The sequence below is a fragment of the Devosia sp. genome, from assembly GCF_024707125.1.
Taxonomy (GTDB): Bacteria; Pseudomonadota; Alphaproteobacteria; order Rhizobiales; family Devosiaceae; genus Devosia.
Map to the genome: position 1 here is coordinate 21,189 of NZ_JANQAH010000002.1, position 18,935 is coordinate 40,123.

At 62.9% G+C, this 18,935-nt stretch carries 17 protein-coding genes and 1 tRNA gene; 7 read left to right on the plus strand and 11 right to left on the minus strand.

From position 1 onward, the window contains the following. Positions 1-44: 44 nt before the first annotated feature. Together NVV77_RS00615 and NVV77_RS00620 are read right to left on the minus strand one after the other, a co-directional pair. Entirely contained in the window at positions 45-521 is a 477-nt protein-coding gene (locus tag NVV77_RS00615) for an SRPBCC family protein (RefSeq protein ID WP_295409679.1), read from the minus strand. Continuing rightward, entirely contained in the window at positions 518-862 is a 345-nt protein-coding gene (locus tag NVV77_RS00620) for a metalloregulator ArsR/SmtB family transcription factor (protein ID WP_291420091.1), read from the minus strand. Before NVV77_RS00620 ends, NVV77_RS00615 begins: the two co-directional genes overlap by 4 nt. Before the next feature lie 98 nt (positions 863-960). Here NVV77_RS00620 and NVV77_RS00625 point away from each other — a divergent pair, with 98 nt between their 5' ends. After that, entirely contained in the window at positions 961-1,311 is a 351-nt protein-coding gene (locus NVV77_RS00625; protein WP_295409686.1) for a DUF305 domain-containing protein, read from the plus strand. A gap of 166 nt (positions 1,312-1,477) precedes the next feature. Here the strand turns inward: NVV77_RS00625 and NVV77_RS00630 are convergent, their stop codons facing one another. After that, a complete protein-coding gene (locus NVV77_RS00630) occupies positions 1,478-2,497 on the minus strand; it encodes a LacI family DNA-binding transcriptional regulator (RefSeq protein ID WP_295409689.1) in 1,020 nt (339 codons plus the stop codon). Positions 2,498-2,695: 198 nt separating this feature from the next. On the opposite strand from NVV77_RS00630, the gene NVV77_RS00635 reads away from it, so the two are divergent. The 3 genes from NVV77_RS00635 to NVV77_RS00645 all read left to right on the plus strand — a co-directional run bounded on the left by NVV77_RS00635 (position 2,696) and on the right by NVV77_RS00645 (position 6,285). Next, positions 2,696-4,237, plus strand: coding sequence for a sugar ABC transporter ATP-binding protein (locus NVV77_RS00635; protein WP_295409692.1), 1,542 nt, complete (start codon positions 2,696-2,698; stop codon positions 4,235-4,237). Next, the gene (locus NVV77_RS00640) at positions 4,218-5,219 is read left to right on the plus strand and encodes an ABC transporter permease (protein WP_295409694.1); all 1,002 of its coding nucleotides are present in this window, start codon (positions 4,218-4,220) and stop codon (positions 5,217-5,219) included. Before NVV77_RS00635 ends, NVV77_RS00640 begins: the two co-directional genes overlap by 20 nt. 115 nt (positions 5,220-5,334) lie before the next feature. Then, entirely contained in the window at positions 5,335-6,285 is a 951-nt protein-coding gene (locus NVV77_RS00645; protein ID WP_295409696.1) for a substrate-binding domain-containing protein, read from the plus strand. A gap of 170 nt (positions 6,286-6,455) precedes the next feature. On the opposite strand, the gene NVV77_RS00650 is transcribed toward NVV77_RS00645, so the two are convergent. From NVV77_RS00650 to NVV77_RS00680, 7 genes are all read right to left on the minus strand, one after another. Next, positions 6,456-8,900: an EAL domain-containing protein gene (locus NVV77_RS00650; protein WP_295409699.1), complete on the minus strand. Its 2,445-nt coding sequence runs from the start codon at positions 8,898-8,900 to the stop codon at positions 6,456-6,458. Between the two features lie 108 nt (positions 8,901-9,008). Further along, entirely contained in the window at positions 9,009-9,785 is a 777-nt protein-coding gene (locus NVV77_RS00655) for an ABC transporter ATP-binding protein (RefSeq protein ID WP_295409702.1), read from the minus strand. After that, positions 9,785-10,798, minus strand: a complete 1,014-nt coding sequence (locus tag NVV77_RS00660) for a putative F420-0 ABC transporter permease subunit (RefSeq protein ID WP_295409705.1) — start codon at positions 10,796-10,798, stop codon at positions 9,785-9,787. The genes NVV77_RS00655 and NVV77_RS00660 overlap by 1 nt, the downstream gene beginning before the upstream one ends. Positions 10,799-10,952: 154 nt before the next feature. After that, positions 10,953-11,891, minus strand: a complete 939-nt coding sequence (locus tag NVV77_RS00665; protein ID WP_295409707.1) for a putative F420-0 ABC transporter substrate-binding protein — start codon at positions 11,889-11,891, stop codon at positions 10,953-10,955. 3 nt (positions 11,892-11,894) lie between these two features. After that, positions 11,895-12,716 (minus strand): coenzyme F420-0:L-glutamate ligase, encoded by an 822-nt coding sequence (gene cofE / locus NVV77_RS00670; protein ID WP_295409709.1) that lies wholly within the window; start codon positions 12,714-12,716, stop codon positions 11,895-11,897. A 12-nt stretch (positions 12,717-12,728) separates the two neighbouring features. Then, positions 12,729-13,727, minus strand: coding sequence for a glucose-6-phosphate dehydrogenase (coenzyme-F420) (gene fgd, locus NVV77_RS00675; RefSeq protein ID WP_295409711.1), 999 nt, complete (start codon positions 13,725-13,727; stop codon positions 12,729-12,731). 142 nt (positions 13,728-13,869) lie between these two features. Continuing rightward, positions 13,870-14,871 (minus strand): TIGR03842 family LLM class F420-dependent oxidoreductase, encoded by a 1,002-nt coding sequence (locus NVV77_RS00680; protein WP_295409713.1) that lies wholly within the window; start codon positions 14,869-14,871, stop codon positions 13,870-13,872. Positions 14,872-15,060: 189 nt separating this feature from the next. Between NVV77_RS00680 and NVV77_RS00685 the strand changes: the two genes are divergently transcribed. Together NVV77_RS00685 and NVV77_RS00690 are read left to right on the plus strand one after the other, a co-directional pair. Continuing rightward, a complete protein-coding gene (locus NVV77_RS00685; RefSeq protein ID WP_295409715.1) occupies positions 15,061-15,660 on the plus strand; it encodes an NAD(P)-binding domain-containing protein in 600 nt (199 codons plus the stop codon). 100 nt (positions 15,661-15,760) lie between these two features. Further along, positions 15,761-17,071, plus strand: coding sequence for an MFS transporter (locus NVV77_RS00690; protein WP_295409718.1), 1,311 nt, complete (start codon positions 15,761-15,763; stop codon positions 17,069-17,071). Positions 17,072-17,081: 10 nt separating this feature from the next. On the opposite strand, the gene NVV77_RS00695 is transcribed toward NVV77_RS00690, so the two are convergent. Continuing rightward, positions 17,082-18,527 carry a hypothetical protein gene (locus tag NVV77_RS00695; RefSeq protein WP_295409720.1) on the minus strand — a complete coding sequence of 482 codons (1,446 nt, stop codon included), beginning with the start codon at positions 18,525-18,527 and terminating at the stop codon, positions 17,082-17,084. Positions 18,528-18,773: 246 nt separating this feature from the next. Between NVV77_RS00695 and NVV77_RS00700 the strand changes: the two genes are divergently transcribed. Then, positions 18,774-18,850 (plus strand) — tRNA-Pro (locus NVV77_RS00700). Positions 18,851-18,935: the final 85 nt, after the last annotated feature.

The following is an 18,935-nucleotide window of genomic DNA, read 5'->3' on the forward strand; positions in this document are numbered from 1 at the left end:
CAACCCTCCCCGTCAAGGGGAGGGTGCCACATCGAGTGTGGCGCCTACTCCCAATCCCCCTCCACAAACCGCCCGAGATTATCGAGCAACCCATTCGTGCCCTCCTCACGCAGCCGCCCGCCATCATCGAACCCATCGAGATAGGCGCCCATCTCGGTCAGCTTCAGCACCGTATGATCGCCATCCGCGACCAATTCAAACGTCGCCACCGACACCGATATCCGCACATCGTCCAGCGTCATGTCATACGAGTAGACAATTCGCTCATTGGGCACGATGTCCTGATAAACCGCGCGAAACGCATGCACTGGTCCGCCCACCGGCCCACCAACGCTCGTCTCCACCCCGCCAATTCGGAAATCCATGGTCTGCTCGTCCTTGCCCCAGGTCTCGGGCGGCGTGAACCACTGCGCCTTGGCCCCCGGTTCAGAGAGGGCGCGATAGACCCGCGCTGCCTTCGCCTTGTAGCGGCGCTCCAGCACAAAGGTCGCATGACTGACGCTGCGTTTCTTCTCGGTCATTTGCCCTCTTCCTCGTCTTCCGTCGCCGCCAGATATTCCCCCAAGCGATCGAGCCGCTGCACCCATAAAGTGCGCCGCTCATTGAGCCATTGCTCCGCCTGGCTCAGCGCCTCCGGCTCGATCTGGCAGGTGCGCACGCGCCCCACCTTTTGCGAGGAAACGAGGCCACTCGCCTCCAGCGCCTGCAGGTGCTGCACCACTGCCGGCAGCGACATATCGAAGGGTTTTGCGAGCTCACTGACCGAGGCCGGGCCACGGCTGAGGCGATCGATCATCGCCCGGCGCGTCGGGTCGGCCAGCGCCTGAAACATCAGGTCGAGCTTGGGATTTTGGTTAAGCATGAAATTAAGTAACAAATCCGCCAGTTGCGTGTCAACGGCGCTTGACCTTGCCATCTGGCAAGCCCGCATTTGTGTGGGGCAAAACCAAAGGTGGCCCAATGAAAACCGCTATCCTCGCTCTCGCCTTCGCCCTCTTCGCCCTTCCGGCCCATGCTCAGGACGCCCATGCCGGCCATGGCGGCACGATGAGCGATTCCCCTGCCACCACGGCTTACACCAAGGCCAACCAGCAGATGCACGCCGACATGGCGATCGAATATTCCGGCGACGCCGATGTCGACTTCATCCGCGGCATGATCCCCCATCACCAGGGCGCCGTCGCCATGGCCAAAATCGTGCTCGAACACGGCCAGGATCCCGAAGTGCGCAAACTCGCCGAAGGCGTCATTGCCGCCCAGGAAGGCGAGATCGCCTGGATGGAAGAGTGGCTGAAAGCCAAGGGCTACTGACCGAGAGGCTGCTTGCGTCCGACACTACCACAAACTCAACTGTCACCCCGGCGAAGGCCGGGGCCCATCCTGAGATCTCAAGATGGATCCCGGCTCGGGGCCGGGATGACAGCCGGTGAAAGGATGCACATCGAGCAAGAGCCGCCACGCCAGGTGACAATCGCAGCTACCCCACCCGCGACACCGAGTTTCGCACGATCAGTTCTGCACGCAGAAGCACCTGCTGCTCATGCGGCTTCTCGCCGGCCAGCAGTTCCAGCAGCAATTCCATCGCCGCCTCGCCGATCCTGTGCCGCGGCTGTTTCATCGTCGTCAGCGACGGCGTCACAAAACTCGAAAACGAAATATCGTCAAAACCCATGATGGAGAATTGTCGCGGCAGATCGTAGTGCCGCGCATTGAGCGAGATGATCACGCCCAGCGCCGTCGCGTCGTTGACGCAGAAAAAGGCCGTCGGCAGCACATCGCGCACGAACATCAGTTCCGCCGCCGCACGCCCGCTCTCGGTCGTGCCATCGCCATCGATGATCATGCGCGGATCAATCGCAATTCCCGCCCCCGCCAGCGCCTTGCGATAACCCTCTTCGCGTAGCCGATTGACCTCGCGCCCATGCGAACGCCCGACAAAGGCAATCCGCCGATGCCCCTGCGAGATCAGGTGCTCGGTCGCAATGCGCGCGCCCTCAAAATTGTCGACGCCAACAAAGGGCACATCGGCATTGGGCACCGGCTCATTGACCGCCACCATGGGCGGCAGCCGCCCTTCGGTCCCATCCTGTCCAAAGCCATAGGGCAAATGTCCCGTGAACAGGATCAACCCATCCGCCTGGTTAGAGCTGATGAACCGCAGATAATCGGTCTCACGGCTCGCATCGTTCTGCGTATTGCCGATGAGCACGCCATAGCCGCGCTTGCTCGCTTCGGTTTCGAGCCCCACCAGAATGTTGGAAAAATTCGGATCGCCGACATCGGGCGCCAGGATGAGAATCATGTTGGACCGCCGCATGCGCAGCGATCGGGCCATGGCATTGGTGGTGTAGCCGGTCCGGGCGATCGCCTCGGTCACCTTGCGGCGCGTTTCGTCGGCGACCTTGGTGGGCTCGTTGATGGCACGACTGACCGTGGCGATGGATACGCCGGCAAGCGCCGCAACGTCTTCAATCGTAGCCAGTTTCTGGTGCTGCACTCGTTAAGCCCCGCACACCCCACTGGCGCCCGTTTCCCTGCCTCTAGCAGAAGCAACGCATAGCGCCAGACCCTCCCCAAAGGCTTACCCTCTTTTGCCTCTATGTAAACCTTTACATCATTCATGAAAACCTTTACATCATCACATCAGGACGAAGAGCCGGGTCAACCGCCGCGTCCATTGGGGAGGGATTTTGCGATGTCATCAGTCGAAGGCACAGTTGCGCCTGCCGTTCTGTCGGCCAATCGCATTTCCAAGTCTTTTGGCGAAATCCCGGTGCTGTTCAGCATCGATTTCGACATCAAGCCCGGCGAAGTACACGCCATCATCGGCGAAAATGGCGCGGGCAAATCCACCCTCATCAAGATTCTCTCGGGCATCGAACAGCCAACGTCGGGCTCCATCACCTATGATGGCGAGACCGTCACCCTGCCGCCCGATGGCAAGGCGGAAGCGATGGGCATCGTGCTCATCCACCAGGAACTGAACCTCGCCGAACACCTCACCGCCTCGGAATCCATCTTCCTCGGCCGCGAGCTCAAGCGTTTTGGTTTTTTGGACTTGGGCGAAATGCGAAAACGCGCCGCCGCGCTGATGGACACGCTCCACGTTCGCGTCGATCCCGATGATCGCATCAGCACCCTGTCGGTCGCCGACAAGCAGATGGTCGAAATCGCCAAGGCCATCAGCCGCGATGCGCGCGTCCTGATCATGGACGAGCCGACCGCCGTGCTGTCGGTCGGCGAAACCCAGACGCTTTTCGAACAAATCCGCCGCCTCACCGCCCGCGGCGTCGCCGTCATCTTCATCTCGCACAAGCTCGATGAGATCATGGAACTGGCCGATCGCGTCACCGTCCTCCGCGATGGCCAACTGATCGCCACCGTCGGCACTGAGGCGCTGACCCCAGACTCCATCGCCCAGATGATGGTCGGCCGCGAACTCTCCAATCTCTATCCGCCCAAGCACGAACCCGATGTAGACGCGCCCGTCGTCCTCGGCATTCGCAACCTCGTCGCCAAGGGCGTCAAAGACATCTCCTTCGACCTCAAGCGTGGGGAAATCCTCGGCTTTGCCGGCCTCATCGGCTCGGGCCGCACCGCCGTCGCCGAGGCCATTGTCGGCCTCAGCCACCGCACCGGCGGCGAGATCACCCTCGATGGCAAGCCGGTCAATTTCACCCAGGTCGCCCAATCGGTAGACGCGGGCCTTGCCTACATGACCAAGGACCGCAAGGGCAAAGGCCTGCTGCTGAACATGGGCCTCAGGCCCAACCTGACTCTTCTCACGCTCGACAGGCACATCAAGGCCGGCTTCCTCGATAGTTCCAGCGAAGAGCGCGCCCTCGAGCGCGCCGTCCGCCGCTTCGATATCCGGGCCCGCGACGCCTCCGTCGCCGTCGGCCGCCTCTCGGGCGGCAATCAGCAGAAGCTCATGCTCGGCAAGACCATGGAGAGCGAGCCGGACATCATCATCATGGATGAGCCGACCCGCGGCATCGATGTCGGCACCAAGCAGCAGATCTATCACATCATCGCGGCCCTGGCCGCCGAAGGTAAATCGATCATCCTCATCTCCTCGGAAATGCAGGAAGTGATCGGCCTCAGCCACCGCGTGGTGGTGATGCGCGAAGGCCGCCTGACGGGCGTGCTCGAAGGCGCAGAAATTACCGAAGCAGAAATCATGCGGTACGCCGCGGGCATCAAGCAGAGTGGAAACGATGAGCGTATCAGCGCCTGATATTCCGGCAAAAACCAAGCGCGGTTTCCGCCTCGATCTCAAGACTGTGGGGCCGCTCTTGGCGCTCGCCCTCCTGGTCCTGCTCGGCATCTCGCTCAACGAGAATTTCCTGAGCTACAACAACCTGACGAACGTCCTCGCACGGTCGAGCTTCATCGGCATCATCGCCATCGGCGCGACCTTTGTCATCACCGCCGGCGGGCTCGATCTTTCCGTCGGCTCCATGGCCGCGGTCATCGCCGGCGTCATGATCATGGTGATGAACTGGCTGATCCCCTCCATGGGCATTGGTTGGGGCGTCGTTATCGCCGGCATGGCGACGGGCATTCTGCTCGGTGGGGTCGCCGGCGTGTTCAATGGCACCATGATCACCCGAGGGCGCATCGAGGCCTTCATCGTTACCCTCGGCACCATGGGCATTTTCCGCTCGCTCGTGACCTTCCTTGCCGATGGCGGCACGCTGTCGCTCAATTTCCAGGTCGCCGACGTCTATCGCCCGGTCTATTACGCCGGCGTCCTCGGCGTGCCGTGGCCGATCATCGTCTTTGCCCTCGTTGCCATCGGCGGCGAAGTGGTCATGCGCTACACCGCCTTCGGCCGCTATTGCGCCGCCATCGGCTCCAACGAGCAGGTCGCCCGCTACTCTTCGATCAATGTCGATAACGTGCGCCTCCTGACCTACATCCTGCAGGGCATTCTGGTCGGCGTCGCCGTGCTGCTCTATGTGCCGCGCCTCGGCTCGGCCTCCAGCACCACGGGCGTCCTCTGGGAGTTGGAAGCCATTGCCGGCGTGATCATCGGCGGCACCACCCTCAAGGGCGGGTATGGCCGCATCTGGGGCACCGTGGTCGGCGTCGTCATCCTCGGCCTTATCGGCAATATCCTCAATCTTCAGAGCCTCATCAGCCCCTACCTCAATGGGGCCTTCCAGGGCGTCATCATCATTCTCGCCGTGCTGCTGCAACGCGGCCGCCGCACATGAGCGTTTTCAGGAAAAGTGGGCACCACTTTTCCGGTTCGAAAGCGCGACCACGACGGACACAGCGAGCCAAGAGTTTACATCGCCCGCAAAGGGCATTTTCGGGAGGACTACAAGAATGAAACTGGTGAAATCCCTCATGGCTTCGGCTGTCATTGCCGGCAGCCTCACGGGCGCAGTCGTCGCCCAGGACAAGGTGACCATCGGCGTTTCCGTGCCGGCGGCTGACCATGGCTGGACCGGCGGCGTCAACTATTTCGCCCAGGAAGCCATCGAACGTCTCGGCACCACCTATCCCAACGTCGAGTTCGTCTTCGCTTCGGCTCCTGATGCGCCCAAGCAGATCGCCGACATCGAAGACATGGTCTCGACGCGCGGCATCGACGCCCTCGTCATCCTGCCGGGTGACCCGGACGCCATGACCTCGGCCATCAAGCAGGTCAAGGACGCTGGCAAGTTCGTCACGGTCGTTGATCGCCAGCTCTCCATTGATGGCGTCGAAAACCTCTACGTTGCCGGCGACAATCCGGGTCTCGGCGCCAATTCGGCCGAGTACTTCAAGCAGGCTCTGCCCGAAGGCGGCAACATCGTCATCCTGCGCGGCCTGCCGATCCCGATCGACGCACAGCGTTTCGACGCCTTCGTTGCCGGTATCGAAGGCTCCAACATCACCGTTCTCGACGACGAATTCGCCAACTGGAACCGCGATGACGGCTTCAAGGTGATGCAGGACTTCCTGACCCGCTTCCCCGACATCAAGGGCGTTTGGGCACAGGACGACGACATTGCCCTCGGCGCCATCGAAGCCATCAAGCAGGCTGGCCGCGAGAACGACATGTTCATCGTCGGCGGCGCCGGCATGCAGCAGATCCTGCAGGCCGTTGCCGATGGCTCTGCCCTGACCCCGGTCGATGTTTCCTACAGCCCGGCCATGATCGCCACGGCTATCGAACTGACGACGTCGCACTTCACCGGTGGCATCCAGGTCGCAGGTCGCTACATCCTCGACTCGACCCTGATCACCAAGGACAACGCGGCCGAATACCTCGATCCGAACAGCCCGTTCTGATCTCAAGAACTCCCAACGACGCAAATGCGAAGGGCGCCTCTCGGCGCCCTTTTTCATTTATGCCCCACCATCGTCACCACCGGGCTTGTCCCGGTTGTCCATGCGATCCGCAGGATGGCGCTCCCCAAGATGGGTTGCCGGGACGAGCCCGGCGACAACGAAGTGGTTGATCACGCGATGGCGGCCAGCTCCACCTCTTCCTCGCCCCAGCCCATGGCTGCCGGCCGGCCGAGCAGATAGCCCTGCGCCTCGTTGCAGCCTTCCATGCGCAGCACGTTGAGCTGTTCGAGCGTTTCCACGCCCTCGGCCAGCACCGGCACGGACAGGCTCCGTCCCAGCGCCAGGATGGCGCGCACGATGGCCTTGGATTCCTCGGAATGCTCCACCTCGTTCATGAACGAGCGGTCGAGCTTGATCTTGTCGAAGGGGAAGCTGCGCAGCGTCGCCAGCGACGAGTAGCCGGTGCCGAAATCGTCGATGGCAATAGACACACCCAGCTCGCGAATCTGGCGCAAAATGCTCAGCGCCCGCTTCTTGTCGGTGATGATGGCCGTCTCGGTGACTTCCAGTTCCAGCCGCTCCGGCGCCAGCCCCGATTGGAACAGCACCATCTTCACCAGGTCCACCAGTTCCACCTGCGAAAGCTGCAGGCCGGAGACGTTGACGGCGATCTTGTGCGGTTCGGGCCAGGCGGCAGCCTCGATACAGGCCGTGGTCAGCACCCAGGCGCCGATAGCGCCGATGGCCCCACATTCCTCGGCCACTGGAATGAATTCGGCCGGCGGAACCGAGCCATAGCCCGGCCGGTCCCAGCGCAGCAGCACTTCGTAGCCGGTGATTTCACCCGACGAGACCGATTTCTGCACCTGATAGACAAGGTTGAAAGCATTGGTCTCCAGCGCGTGCCAGAGGTCGACGGACATAGCGCGACGCTGGCGCGCATGCTCGTCCATCTCGCTCTCATAGTAGCAGATGCGCGTGTCGAACTCGGCCTTGGCGCGATAAAGCGCAAGGTCGGCATTGCTCAAAAGCTTGGAGTGCTCCCTGCCGTCCTGCGGATAGATGGCCACGCCGATGCTGCCGCTCGTGGCGACAATTACGTCCTGATACTGCACCGATCCGAACAGCACGCCCTCGATGCGATCGAGAAAGTCGCGCAGGCTTTCGATGACGGAAAACTGCTTGATGGCAACGAACTCGTCGCCGCCGAGCCGGGCGATCACCTCGCCGGGCTTGAGCAGGCCACTCAGCCGCTCGGAAAGCACGCGCAGCACCTGGTCACCAGTGGCGTGGCCATAGCTGTCATTGATGTCCTTGAAGTTGTCGAGGTCGATAGCGACAACGCCGATCTGGGTCCCCTTGGCCTCGGCATCGGCCAGGGCACCTGCAAAAACTTCGTCGAAGCGCGCCCGGTTCGGCAGGCCCGTCAGCGTATCGTGCTTGGCCAAGTGGGCAATGGCCGCTTCGCTGCGCTTGCTGTCGGAAATATCCTCCATCAGCGTCACCCAGCGACCGTCGCCGATCGGATTGTGCTGCACGCGCAGGAACCGTTCGCCGTCAAAGCTGTGCACAGCCTGCCCACCCTGGGCGGCAAGCAGACGATGCTGTTCGGCAAGGCCCCGCGCGATCTCGTCGCGCTTTGCAAGGTCGATGCTGACCTGGTTGGTGGCCACCACGCACATGTCTTCCAGCGTCCGGCCTTCAATGGCTGCCCCCTTGGGCAAGCCGAGCAGTTCGATCAGCCGTTCATTGTGCAACATCACCCGGCCATCGGCCGAAAACAGCGCCAGCCCCTGCCCCATATGGGTCAGCGCCAGCTCAAGCTTCTGGCTCACCGCGGCGATGCGGTCGGCGTCGACCTTCTGGCGTAGGTCTTCGCGCTCGGTGCGGCGGCGATCGGCCTCATCGAGCACCACGCTGCCAAGAGCGGCGCTCAGGATAAAAAGCGTGATCAGGGCGACGATGATCGACATCACGGCGCCGTCGATTTCCGCGCCGGCATTGACCATGGGCAGGCAATTGCTGAAGTCCGCGGCGCCCATGGCGGTAAAATGCATGGCGCAGATGGCCAGGGTAAGCAGACCCGCGCCGCCAAACAGGCGCGCCCGGCCGACACCCATGGCCGTCACCACGGCCAGGCCCGAGATGACGATACCGGCGAGGATCGAGAGGCCGATCAGGCCATTGTGCCAGAGCAATTGTCCATCGAGCAGCAGCGCCGCGATGCCGACATAGTGCATGGAGGAAATGCCGACGCCGATCACCGCGCCGCCCAAAAAGCGGTCTGCCGTCCCGGTCGAGCGGATCGCCATGGCAAGGCCCGCACCGCAAATGCCTATGGCAATCAGCAGGGAAAGGCCGGTGAGCAGGATGTCATATTGCAGCGCAAAGCCCGGCCGGAAGGCCAACATGGCGACAAAATGCGTCGACCAGATGCCCAACCCCACCGAAAGGGCCGAAACCGTCGTCCAGATGCGACGTGCTCGCCCCTGCATTCGCATCGCGTGGCGCAACAGACTGACACAGGCATAGGCCGAAAGCAGGCAAACAAGAGCAGCGAGCGCCACGAAACCGAGGTCATGGCCACGGAAGAAGAAATCGAGAACGGCAAACACGGCACACATCCGGAAAAATACGCATCTGACCCTAGGAGGAGGCCCTTACGGATCGGTTACGCAGCACTCACTTCGATCCGGATGCTGAACGGCTCGTAAAGCCGGATGCTAGACGGTGCCCTCATAGGCGATCACCGGCCCGCTCGGACCTTCGATCAGGCGCGCATGCACACCATAGACCCGGGCGAGCAGGTCTTCGCGCAAAACCTCCGGCGGCCGCCCCTCCGCCACCACCTGCCCGGCATCGAGGACCACCAGCCAATCACAAAAGCGCAGCGCCAGATTGAGATCATGCAGCGCCAGGAGAACGGTGCCGCCCGCCCCAGCCAGATCGCCAAGCAGATGCAGCACCTGCAATTGTGCGCGGATATCGAGATGGCTCGTCGGTTCGTCGAGCACCAGCAGCTTTGGCTGCTGCGCCAGCGCCCGGGCGATATGCACGCGCTGCTGTTCCCCGCCCGAAAGCGTATTGAACTGGCGCGTGGCAAAGCCGGACATGCCAACGCGTTCAAGCGCCCCCGCCACTACCGCCTCGTCGTCCGAGCCAAGGCCCGAGAGCCAGGCCAAAACATGCGGAATGCGCCCCAGCGCGACGACATCGGCAACGCTGAGCCGCTCTTCCGTGCTGGCGGACTGCTCGACATAGGCGCAGATGCCGGCACGCTCGCGGCGCCCCATGGCCACCAGATCCGCACCTTCGAAGGTCAGCGCGCCCGCCTCTGGCCGTTCGATCCCGACAATGGCCGAGATTAGGGTCGATTTCCCCGCCCCGTTCGGCCCCACCAGCCCCGTCACCTTTCCCGCCGGCGCCGAAAACTGCGCACCATCGACGATGCTCCTGCCGCCGCGACGAATGGTGATGTCGGCAACTTTCAGTCCCTCCATCACGTCACCCGCCTGAAGCGCATGAGGATCAGGAGGAAAGCCGGTGCCCCGACAAGCGCCGTGACAATGCCCACCGGCAGTTCGCGCGGATCGAACAGGGTTCGCGCCATGGTATCGGCCCAGAGCATGAAAATGGCGCCCACCAGCATGGATAGCGGGAGGAGTTTTCCATGCCGCGATCCCACCGCCAGCCGCACCGCATGGGGCACCACGAGCCCGACAAAACCAATGGCCCCGCCGATCGCCACCATCACCCCCGTCAACAGCGCCGAAGCGCCGAGCAAGGTCCAGCGCAGCCGCCCCACGTCCACCCCGAGGCTCGCCGCCGATTTCTCGCCAAAGGCAAAGGCATCGAGCCCCCGCGCCGAGATCAGCATCACCGGCGCGCAGACGAGGAGGCTCGCCGCCACCAGCCCCGCATCGACCCAGCCCGACCCGCTCAACGAGCCCATGAGCCAGGAGAGGATTTCGCGATAGGAATCCCCTGTTGCCGACCAGAAGATGATGAAGGAGGTCATCGCCGAGGCCAGCGCCGAAATGGAAATACCAGCCAGGATCGCCCGCACCGGCGTTGCTCCACCCAGCAGCTGGGCAATGAGCAGCGCCAGCCCCAAAGCCGCCAGCGAACCAACAAAGGCCCCCACCGGCACCAGCAGCGCAAAGCCCATCACCACCAGCGTCACCGCCCCCAGGGCAGCCCCCGACGACAGGCCCAGCAGATAGGGATCGGCCAGCGGATTGCGCGTCAGCGCCTGCATCACGGCCCCCGCCAGCGCCAGCCCCGCCCCCACGCCCATGGCGGCAATGACCCGCGGCATGCGCAGATCCCAGACAATGGCATCGCGCAGCCGCGAAACCGGGCTTTCCGGCACGAGCCCAAGATGATGGAGGATCGTGGTCCAGACTTCGGTCGGCGTGATATCGGCCGGCCCGAAAGTGACGGCAATGGTCGCGCTGGCGATGAGCAGCAGCCAGAGGGCGATGTAGGCGGTGGCGTTCAAAGACCGGGTCACACTGAGCCCGGGGCAGTCACCCCCTCCCGTCCTCCCCCATCAAGGGGGTGGTGAAGGGATTGTGGTTTTGGTGAGAAGTTGCCCCAAACTCGATCTGCACCTCCCCCTTGATGGGGGAGGTTGGGAGGGGGTGGCGTGAGCCCCGATGCCAGCATCAAAAACTCAACCCAGCCAACTGCCCCGCCATATCCACTGTCGCCGGCACATTGCGAATGCCAGCCTCGGAAGCCGGGAACGGAATGACGAGATACCGCTGATTGACCACCGCATCCAATTTCGACGTGATCGGATTTTCCGCCAGCAGCTTCTTCTTGGCCTCAGCCGAATTCCACGCCGCATCGACCAGCACGATCACATCGGGATTGGCATCCACAACCGCTTCCCAGCTCGCCGCCGTCCAGCCCTCGTCCACGCTGGCAAAAATGTTCTCCAGCCCCAGCGATTCCATGATCATGGCTGGCGCATTGCTGCCCGCGCCCACATAGGGCGCCTTGGTGCCGGAAGAATACCACACCGCCGTCAGCCCGCGCGTATCAGCAACCACGCCAGCCAGCGCCGCCTTCTGTTCGTCAACGAGCGCCGCCGCCCTGTCCTCGACATCAAAAATCGCCCCCAGCTCGGCAATTTCCGCAAACAGCTGATCAAAGCTCAGCTTGACCGGTCTTACCGACCGGCAAGCCGCCGGCGCCACATAGGATGCCACGCCAAGCTGCTGCAGCGTCGGCCGTTCGCCGGCCCCATCCGCCGCAAAATTGCTCTCCCAGCCGCCATAGACAAAGTCCGGCTCTACCTCGAGCACCACTTCCTGCGATGGCAGCTTTTCCGACAACACCGGAATGCCCGCCGCCGCTCCGGCCAGGGCCTCGGGCAATGGCCCATCAAGGAAAGCCAGCCCTACCAATTGTTTCTCAAGCCCGAGCGAAAGCAGCAATTCCGCCGCCGTCGACTTGATGGCCACGACGCGCTGCGGCGCCGCCGCGATATCGAGCGCAAAGCCGCAATTATCGAGGCTCAGCGGATAGTCCGTCGCCATTGCTGGCACGGCGAAAAGACCCGCCGCGATGGCAGCGAGAAGAGAAAAAGAATGACGCATGGTTCAGTCCTGCTTCTGCCCCTTGGGGCGTGCCTTGGAAGTATCTTTCATGTCCGCCATCGCGGCCTCATAGCCGAGCCGGTAAGCCTCGGCCGAACCGAAGCGGAACATATCGTCGTCGCCGGTCCGCACGAGACTCCGCGCCCCCGGCGCATCGAGCCCCTGCACCAGCCGCCCCAACCCGCGGACCACCGCCACCGGAATACCTGATGTCTTGCCTTTGACGAGATCAGCCGCCCCGGCGAGTTCATCGGCCACCACAGCCATGGTCACATGCAGCGGCCGCCCGTTGGCGTCATTTGCCCCGCGCAGATCGTCCGTCAGTTGCAGCCCCGCCGCGCCAATGGCGAGGTCCGTCTGCCCCACCCGCCACGGTCGTCCAACCGTATCGGTCACTACAATCCCGATCTGAACGCCAAACCTTGCCCGCAACCCTTCGCACAGCGCTCGCGCCGACCGGTCCGGGTCTTCCGGCAGTTTCAGCGCAAAGCCCTCCGGCACATTGGACATGTCCAATCCCGCCGCGGCCATGATCATGCCCTGCCGCGTCTCGACGATCCGCGTCACCCCGCCCGGATGCACGCGCTCGGCGACAACACGAACCGTATCGTCAGCGATCGCCTTTTCCCGATCCGCCGCCGGCACCTGTCGCCCCTCGGCCTTGGAAACGATCTTGCTGGTCACCACCAGAACGTCGCCATCAACCAGCGCATGTTCCGGCCCCATTCCCGCAATCGCCGCCGAGATCAGCGCCACTAGATCATCGCCCTCGGCAATTTCCGGAATGCCGGTCACACCCCAAACGCTGAATGTTGGCACCGACATCTCTTATTCTCCTCACCCCAGCGCCTTAAGGCGCGGCAGGATTTCCTTGGCATAGAGCGCCAGGAACCGGCTCTGGTCCGTGCCCGGCGCATGGAACACCAGATGGTCAAACCCATAGTCGATATAGGTCTTTATCTGAGCCACATGCTCCTCGGGATCGCTCGACACGATCCAGCGTTTTGCGACGCGCTCGATCGGCAAGGCTTCGGCGAGCTTTTCCATCTCCTCGGCATCCTGCACCGAGTGCTTTTCCTCGGCCGACAGCGACAGGGCCGCCCAGTTCCGTGTATCCTCCAGCGCCCGCGCAGCGTCCGTGTCGAACGACACCTTCACCTCGATCATCCGCTCATAAGGCTTTCCCGCCCGCGCCGATTCCTCCCGGCCAATCGCCACGTTCGGCAGCAATTCATCGACATAGAGCGATGCGCCCTTGCCCGAGGTACAGATGAACCCATCCCCCTCGCGCCCGGCAAATTTCGCATTCAGCGGCCCGCCCGCCGCAATGTAGATCGGCACCATTTCCTCGGGCCGATCATAGATCGTGGCATTGACAGTCTTGTAGTACTGCCCCTCAAAACTGACCCGATCCTCGCTCCAAAGCTGCCGGATCAGCTTGATCGCCTCGCGCAACCGCGCCGACCGCTCCTTCAGTTCCGGCCATTCAATGCCGGTGGCTGGCACTTCATTGAGCCCCTCGCCCGTCCCGACGCCCAAAATGACGCGCCCCGGAAACATCGCCCCCAGCGTGCCGAACGCATGCGCCACCACCGAAGGATGCAGTCGAAACGTCGGCGTCAGCACCGATGTGCCCAGCACGATCCTCTCGGTCTTGGCCAGCACCGCCGCCATCCAGGCCGGCGCAAATGGCGCATGCCCATCCGTATGCTTCCAGGGCTGAAAGTGATCGCTGACAAAAACGGAGTCGAACCCGCCCTCTTCCGCCTCCACGGCGAATTGCAGCAGCTTATTCGGCCCAAACTGCTCCGCCGAAGCCTTATACCCGAAGCGCATTCTGCTTATCTCCTCCCGGGACGCCCCAACTATCTCGGTGTCGTCCTTCAACCCACCGCGTCATCCCCGCGAAAGCGGGGCTCTCTCTCCCAGTCAGAGATTCCCGCTTTCGCGGGAATGACACCGTGGGAGGGGACGTCCCTCAGCGAAACGCCGGGATCACATGCCGCCCATAGCCGGCAATAATCTCTTCCTCATCGCCACTATCGAGGTAGATATTGAACTGCGTCACGCCCGCCGCCTCGAGCTCGCGGATTTTGGCGACATGCTCATCCGGCTCGCCCAGCACGCAAAAACTTTCCACCACATCATCGGTGATGAAATCGAGGAACGGATTATCCGCCTGCCCGTGCTTGGAATAATCATAGCCCCGGCGCTTCTCGATATAGCTCGTCAGGCTCTGCGGAACCTTGCCGCTCTCCGAGCCATATTTTTCGACAATGTCGGCCACATGATTGCCCACCATGGCCGGGAACCACTTCACCTTCTCGATGGCCCGCTTCTTGTCGCCAAAATAGGCCGGCGCCGCCGCCATCGAACGGTAGTTCGACATGTCCTTGCCCGCCGCCGTGCCCGCTTCGATGCACTGATCGGTGAACCACTTGCAAAGGCCGGGATCGGCGATCTGCAGCACCACGCCATCGGCGCTCTCGCCCGCCGTTTTCAGCGCCAGGGGACCATAGGCAGCAATCCAGCTCGGCATTTCGTGGCCCACGGCCCAGGGAAATTTCACCGGCGCGGGGATTTCGCCATAAGAAACTTCCTCGCCACGCACCATGGCCTTGGTCTTGTCGATGAACTCAGCCACCCGCGCCAGCGTCGCCGGCTTCTTGCCCATGACACGCATGGACGAGTCCCCGCGCCCCACCGCCAGGTCAAACCGCCCGCCACTCTGCTTGCTCAGCGAGCCAAAAATGGAAGCCGCCACCGACCAGTCGCGCACATCGGGATTGGTCACCAGCGGCCCGAAGCGAAGCTTGGTCGTGTGCTCCATGCACATGGCGATCGCCGCATAGCAATCGCGCCAGAGAATGTGCGAGTCATAGAACCAGCAATAGTCGAAGCCCGCATACTCGGCCGCCCGCACCAGATAGCGCGCCCGGTCCGCTTCGATGAACCCCTTGAAGGTAATGCCGAATTCCATAGTCCCGTCCCCACGTTCCCTTCGGCCAATAAATTTGACCAGACGATCAAATTTTCACCGACCAATGACGATTGTCAACGGCCTTTATCGCGGGGGACAGCGGGCCCGCCGGGGCGTTGCAGCGAGGAGAATTGGCGCCTTGCCTTTGCAGTTTTGCTGCGCAACCATGCGCCTGGGAGGAACCAAAACATGCGCATCGGAGTACTCGGCAGCGGCCAGGTCGGCGGCGGCATTGCCCGCAAGCTCGCTTCGCTCGGCCACGACGTCATGATGGGCTCGCGCAGCGCGGCAAACAAGGCTGCCGACTTCCCGGGCATAAAACTCGGCACTGCCACCGAAGCCGCCGCCCATGGCGAGTGGGTCGTCAATGCCCTGCCTGGCGAAACCTCGCTGCGCGTCCTCGGCCAATGCGATATCGCCGGAAAAATCCTCATCGATATCGGCAATTACGACAGCGCCGTCGACCAGCCGATCGCCATCCCCCTCGGCGAGGCCATCCAGAAGGCCCATCCCGAAACGCGCGTGGTCAAGACGCTCAACAGCATCAGCGCCCATCTGATGGTCGACCCCGCCAATCTGCAGCAAAAGCACGCCGTCTTCATCGCCTCAAACGACGAGGCGGCAAAACGCGAGGTCACGGCGCTGCTCGAAAACTTTGGTTGGCAGGACATCATCGACCTCGGCGATCTCGGCGCCTGCCGTGCCATGGAACAGCTGATCCCGCTCTGGATGAGCCTTGAGCAAAAATTCGGCGGCCCGCAGTTCAATCTGGCGGTCATCCGCGGCTAGGCGGTCCAATAGGACCAATTGCCGAACCGATATCGGGCACCTTGGGCTGTTCTCGACTCTCGCATGGCTGTACACCGCCCTAAAGGGCGAGAGGATCAGCATGGCCTATTCGGTTGATCGAGTTTTGGACGAGGCTGGCGCCGGCCGCTTCCAGCGGCGGCTCCTTGGTATTTTCGGCCTCGTCTGGGCCGCAGATGCCATGCAGGTCCTCGCCGTAGGCTTTACCAGCGCCTCTATCGCCACCAGCTTCGGCATTTCCGTGCCCGAAGCCCTGCAGATCGGCACGGTCTTCTTCCTCGGCATGCTGATCGGCGCCAGTCTCTTCGGTCGCCTCGCCGACCGTTTCGGCCGCCGCCGCGTGCTGCTCATCACCGTCGCCTGCGACGCCGTCTTCGGGCTGCTGTCGGTCTTCGCGCCCAACCTCTTCGTGCTCTTCGCGCTGCGCTTCCTCACCGGCGTCGCTGTGGGCGGCACCCTGCCCGTCGACTATGCGATGATGGCCGAGTTCCTCCCCGCCAAAAACCGCGGCCGCTGGCTCGTCATTCTCGAAGGCTTTTGGGCCGTCGGCACCGTGGCCGTTGCGCTGGCCGCCTGGATCGCCAGCCTCTATGTCACGACCGACGCCTGGCGCTGGATTTTCGCCGTCACGGCCCTCCCCGCCCTGATCGGCATCTGGCTGCGCCTCTGGGTCCCCGAATCCCCGCTCTACCTCCAGCGTCGCAATCGCCCGGACGATCTCAAATCCGTCCTCAACACCATTCTTCGCACCAATGGCAAAGCCGAGCTGCCGCCCGATGCGGTCTTCGAAGCCCCCGTCGTCGAACCCATCCAGGGCATTTTCACCCCGGCCCTCCGCCGCCGCACGATTTCCATTCTCCTGGTCTGGTTCCTGGTGTCGATTTCCTACTACGGCATCTTCACCTGGCTCCCGGCGCGCCTCGCCCAGGACGGTTTTGGCTATGTGCGCGGCTATGGCTTCCTTGTCCTCGTCGCCCTCGCGCAGATCCCCGGTTATGCCCTCGCTGCCTGGGGCGTCGAAGCCATGGGCCGCAAGCCTACCCTGATCAGTTTCCTGTTCCTCAGCGCCGCCGGCTGCATCCTCTTCCTCCTCGCCAGCGATGCCTATGTCGTCGGCGCAGCCATTCTCCTGATGAGCTTTGCGCTCCTCGGCACCTGGGGCGCACTCTACGCCTTCACGCCCGAGCTCTACCCCACCGTGTCACGCGCCACCGGCATGGGCGCGGCCGGCGCCATGGCCCGCCTCGGCGGCCTCTTCGCTCCCTCGGTCATGGCCCTGGTCTTCGTGCAGAATTTTACCCTCGCCATCGGCCTCTTCGCCGGGCTTCTCATCCTCGGCGCTCTGGCGGCCACATTCGTGGACGCCGAAACGCGCCAGAAAGCGCTGACCTGAAGACACGCCTCTAGGGCCGGATCACCCGCGAACCACGCCAGATTTCGTGGAACTCATAGGTGATCTCGGGCTTGCCAAACTCCTTGTAGAGGCAGCGCGCCTCGACCGAGAGGCCGTAGGCGATCATCGGCTTGTCGGCGATCAATGCCAGGCTCGGCTCCATGCCGTTCCACACCTCGCCATCACAGGTAAAGGGCAGCGCCGTGGGCCGATCCGCCGCCGCCGTTTCCGACCGTTCGGCAAAATCGCCGTCCCAGCTCGCCTTGTCCGGATTTTCGCAATCACCCGTACACATGGCATAGCCGAGCTCGAACCCGTCCGTCGTGAAGGCAATATGCGGGATGCCGCTTGAATCGATCTCGATATCCGGGCTTTCGCCAACCTTGTCGCCAAGCCCCAGCGGATAGCCCGACCAGTTCTCGCCCTCGGCCCCGGTGCAATCCTGGTCGCAATAGATATAGAGCAGTTGGCTATCGAGCCCTTCGACGTCGACGCCATAGCCGGTGAACAGGGCGACGCGCGGTTTTCCGTCCGCCGTCAGGTCCATGCTCCAGGTGGGGTTGGGATAGGATCCGCTCCCCTGCGAAATCACCCGCGTCCGGCTCCAGTTCTCCCGGCGCTCACAGTCCCCATCACATTCGTAATAGTAGAGCCCGTCCTCCAGATCATTGCCCTCCTCATCGAAGGCATAGACCCCCGCGATCACCCTGGCACTGCCGTTGGGCCCCAGCGCCAGCACCGGATAGTTGAAGCTCTCGGTATTGTAGCCGACCTGATTGGCGAGATTGGTCTCGGTCCAGCTTGTCGCCGCGGTGCAGTCGCTCTCGCAGGCCATGTAGAAGCCACCATAGTGATCGGGCTCGACGAGATAATTGCTGTCCGACACCATGAAGCGCGGCCTGCCGCTCTCATCGAGCGCAAAGGTGCGCTCGGGCAGCCGGTTGCGACTGATATTGGACATGATCCCGTCGGCGGTCGACACCACCTTGCCGATCCGCCAATTGCCCTCATCGAGGCAATCGACGTTGCACTCGGCATAGTAGTAGTCCGTGCCATTGCCCCCCTCTGGCGACCATCCTGCCCCCAGAATGCGCGGCGCCCCCTCCGGCGTCAGCGCCAGCTGCGCCTTGACCGCCTGTGGCAGTTTCAGGGCCACGCGGCTCCATGCTGCATCCTGGGTACAGTCGCCACCCGCGCAGAGCCCATAGTAGAGCGTATCGCGATTACCCTCGCCAAAGCCGACAAAGGCCGCCTGCAGCCCCCTTTCGGCGTGGAAGGCCAGCGAGGCGCTCGAAGATTCCTCCTTCGGCGCAAAATAGGCGCCCCCGCTTGGCCCCGACATGTCGACCGGGCTCAGCGCGACCGGCTGCGCCGCCCCATTCGTGGTTTTCTCCTTGGCGGCGACGCCATGAATCGCCAAGAGCACGAAGATGAAGACCCCAGCAAAACGCAGCATTCTTTTCCCCAAGGACAGCGCGATGCACGGCAATAGGCGAGGCGGGGAGCACTTTTCCAGTCCCATGTATTATGCGCGCGGGCATAATTGCCCCGGTTTTCCGCCATTTCGCGGGGCTTTACGCTTGCTGTCATCATATCGAAGAAAAGCTTGTGGGAAGCGCTTGAACCCACCGGCATCGCCAGCTATAACCCCGCCACGTCGCGCATCGCACTGGCCCGCCAGCGCATCCCGAGCGACACCTGACGGAGTATAGCGCAGCCTGGTAGCGCACCTGCTTCGGGAGCAGGGGGTCGAGTGTTCGAATCACTCTACTCCGACCAATCAACCCCGGCCTTTCCGAAGGTCGGGGTTTTTGTTTGCTCTTGGCACCACCAATAGTCGCAAAGAAAAAGGGCCGGCCCGAAG

Bases quoted from the DNA above. Each gene is read 5' to 3' on its own strand.
- NVV77_RS00640 (WP_295409694.1), top strand. From the start codon at position 4,218: ATGAGCGTATCAGCGCCTGATATTCCGGCAAAAACCAAGCGCGGTTTC.
- NVV77_RS00615 (WP_295409679.1), bottom strand. From the start codon at position 521: ATGACCGAGAAGAAACGCAGCGTCAGTCATGCGACCTTTGTGCTGGAG.
- fgd (WP_295409711.1), bottom strand. From the start codon at position 13,727: ATGCGCTTCGGGTATAAGGCTTCGGCGGAGCAGTTTGGGCCGAATAAG.
- NVV77_RS00620 (WP_291420091.1), bottom strand. From the start codon at position 862: ATGCTTAACCAAAATCCCAAGCTCGACCTGATGTTTCAGGCGCTGGCC.
- NVV77_RS00635 (WP_295409692.1), top strand. From the start codon at position 2,696: ATGTCATCAGTCGAAGGCACAGTTGCGCCTGCCGTTCTGTCGGCCAAT.
- NVV77_RS00680 (WP_295409713.1), bottom strand. From the start codon at position 14,871: ATGGAATTCGGCATTACCTTCAAGGGGTTCATCGAAGCGGACCGGGCG.
- NVV77_RS00690 (WP_295409718.1), top strand. From the start codon at position 15,761: ATGGCCTATTCGGTTGATCGAGTTTTGGACGAGGCTGGCGCCGGCCGC.
- NVV77_RS00645 (WP_295409696.1), top strand. From the start codon at position 5,335: ATGAAACTGGTGAAATCCCTCATGGCTTCGGCTGTCATTGCCGGCAGC.
- NVV77_RS00685 (WP_295409715.1), top strand. From the start codon at position 15,061: ATGCGCATCGGAGTACTCGGCAGCGGCCAGGTCGGCGGCGGCATTGCC.
- NVV77_RS00655 (WP_295409702.1), bottom strand. From the start codon at position 9,785: ATGGAGGGACTGAAAGTTGCCGACATCACCATTCGTCGCGGCGGCAGG.
- NVV77_RS00695 (WP_295409720.1), bottom strand. From the start codon at position 18,527: ATGCTGCGTTTTGCTGGGGTCTTCATCTTCGTGCTCTTGGCGATTCAT.
- cofE (WP_295409709.1), bottom strand. From the start codon at position 12,716: ATGTCGGTGCCAACATTCAGCGTTTGGGGTGTGACCGGCATTCCGGAA.
- NVV77_RS00625 (WP_295409686.1), top strand. From the start codon at position 961: ATGAAAACCGCTATCCTCGCTCTCGCCTTCGCCCTCTTCGCCCTTCCG.
- NVV77_RS00665 (WP_295409707.1), bottom strand. From the start codon at position 11,891: ATGCGTCATTCTTTTTCTCTTCTCGCTGCCATCGCGGCGGGTCTTTTC.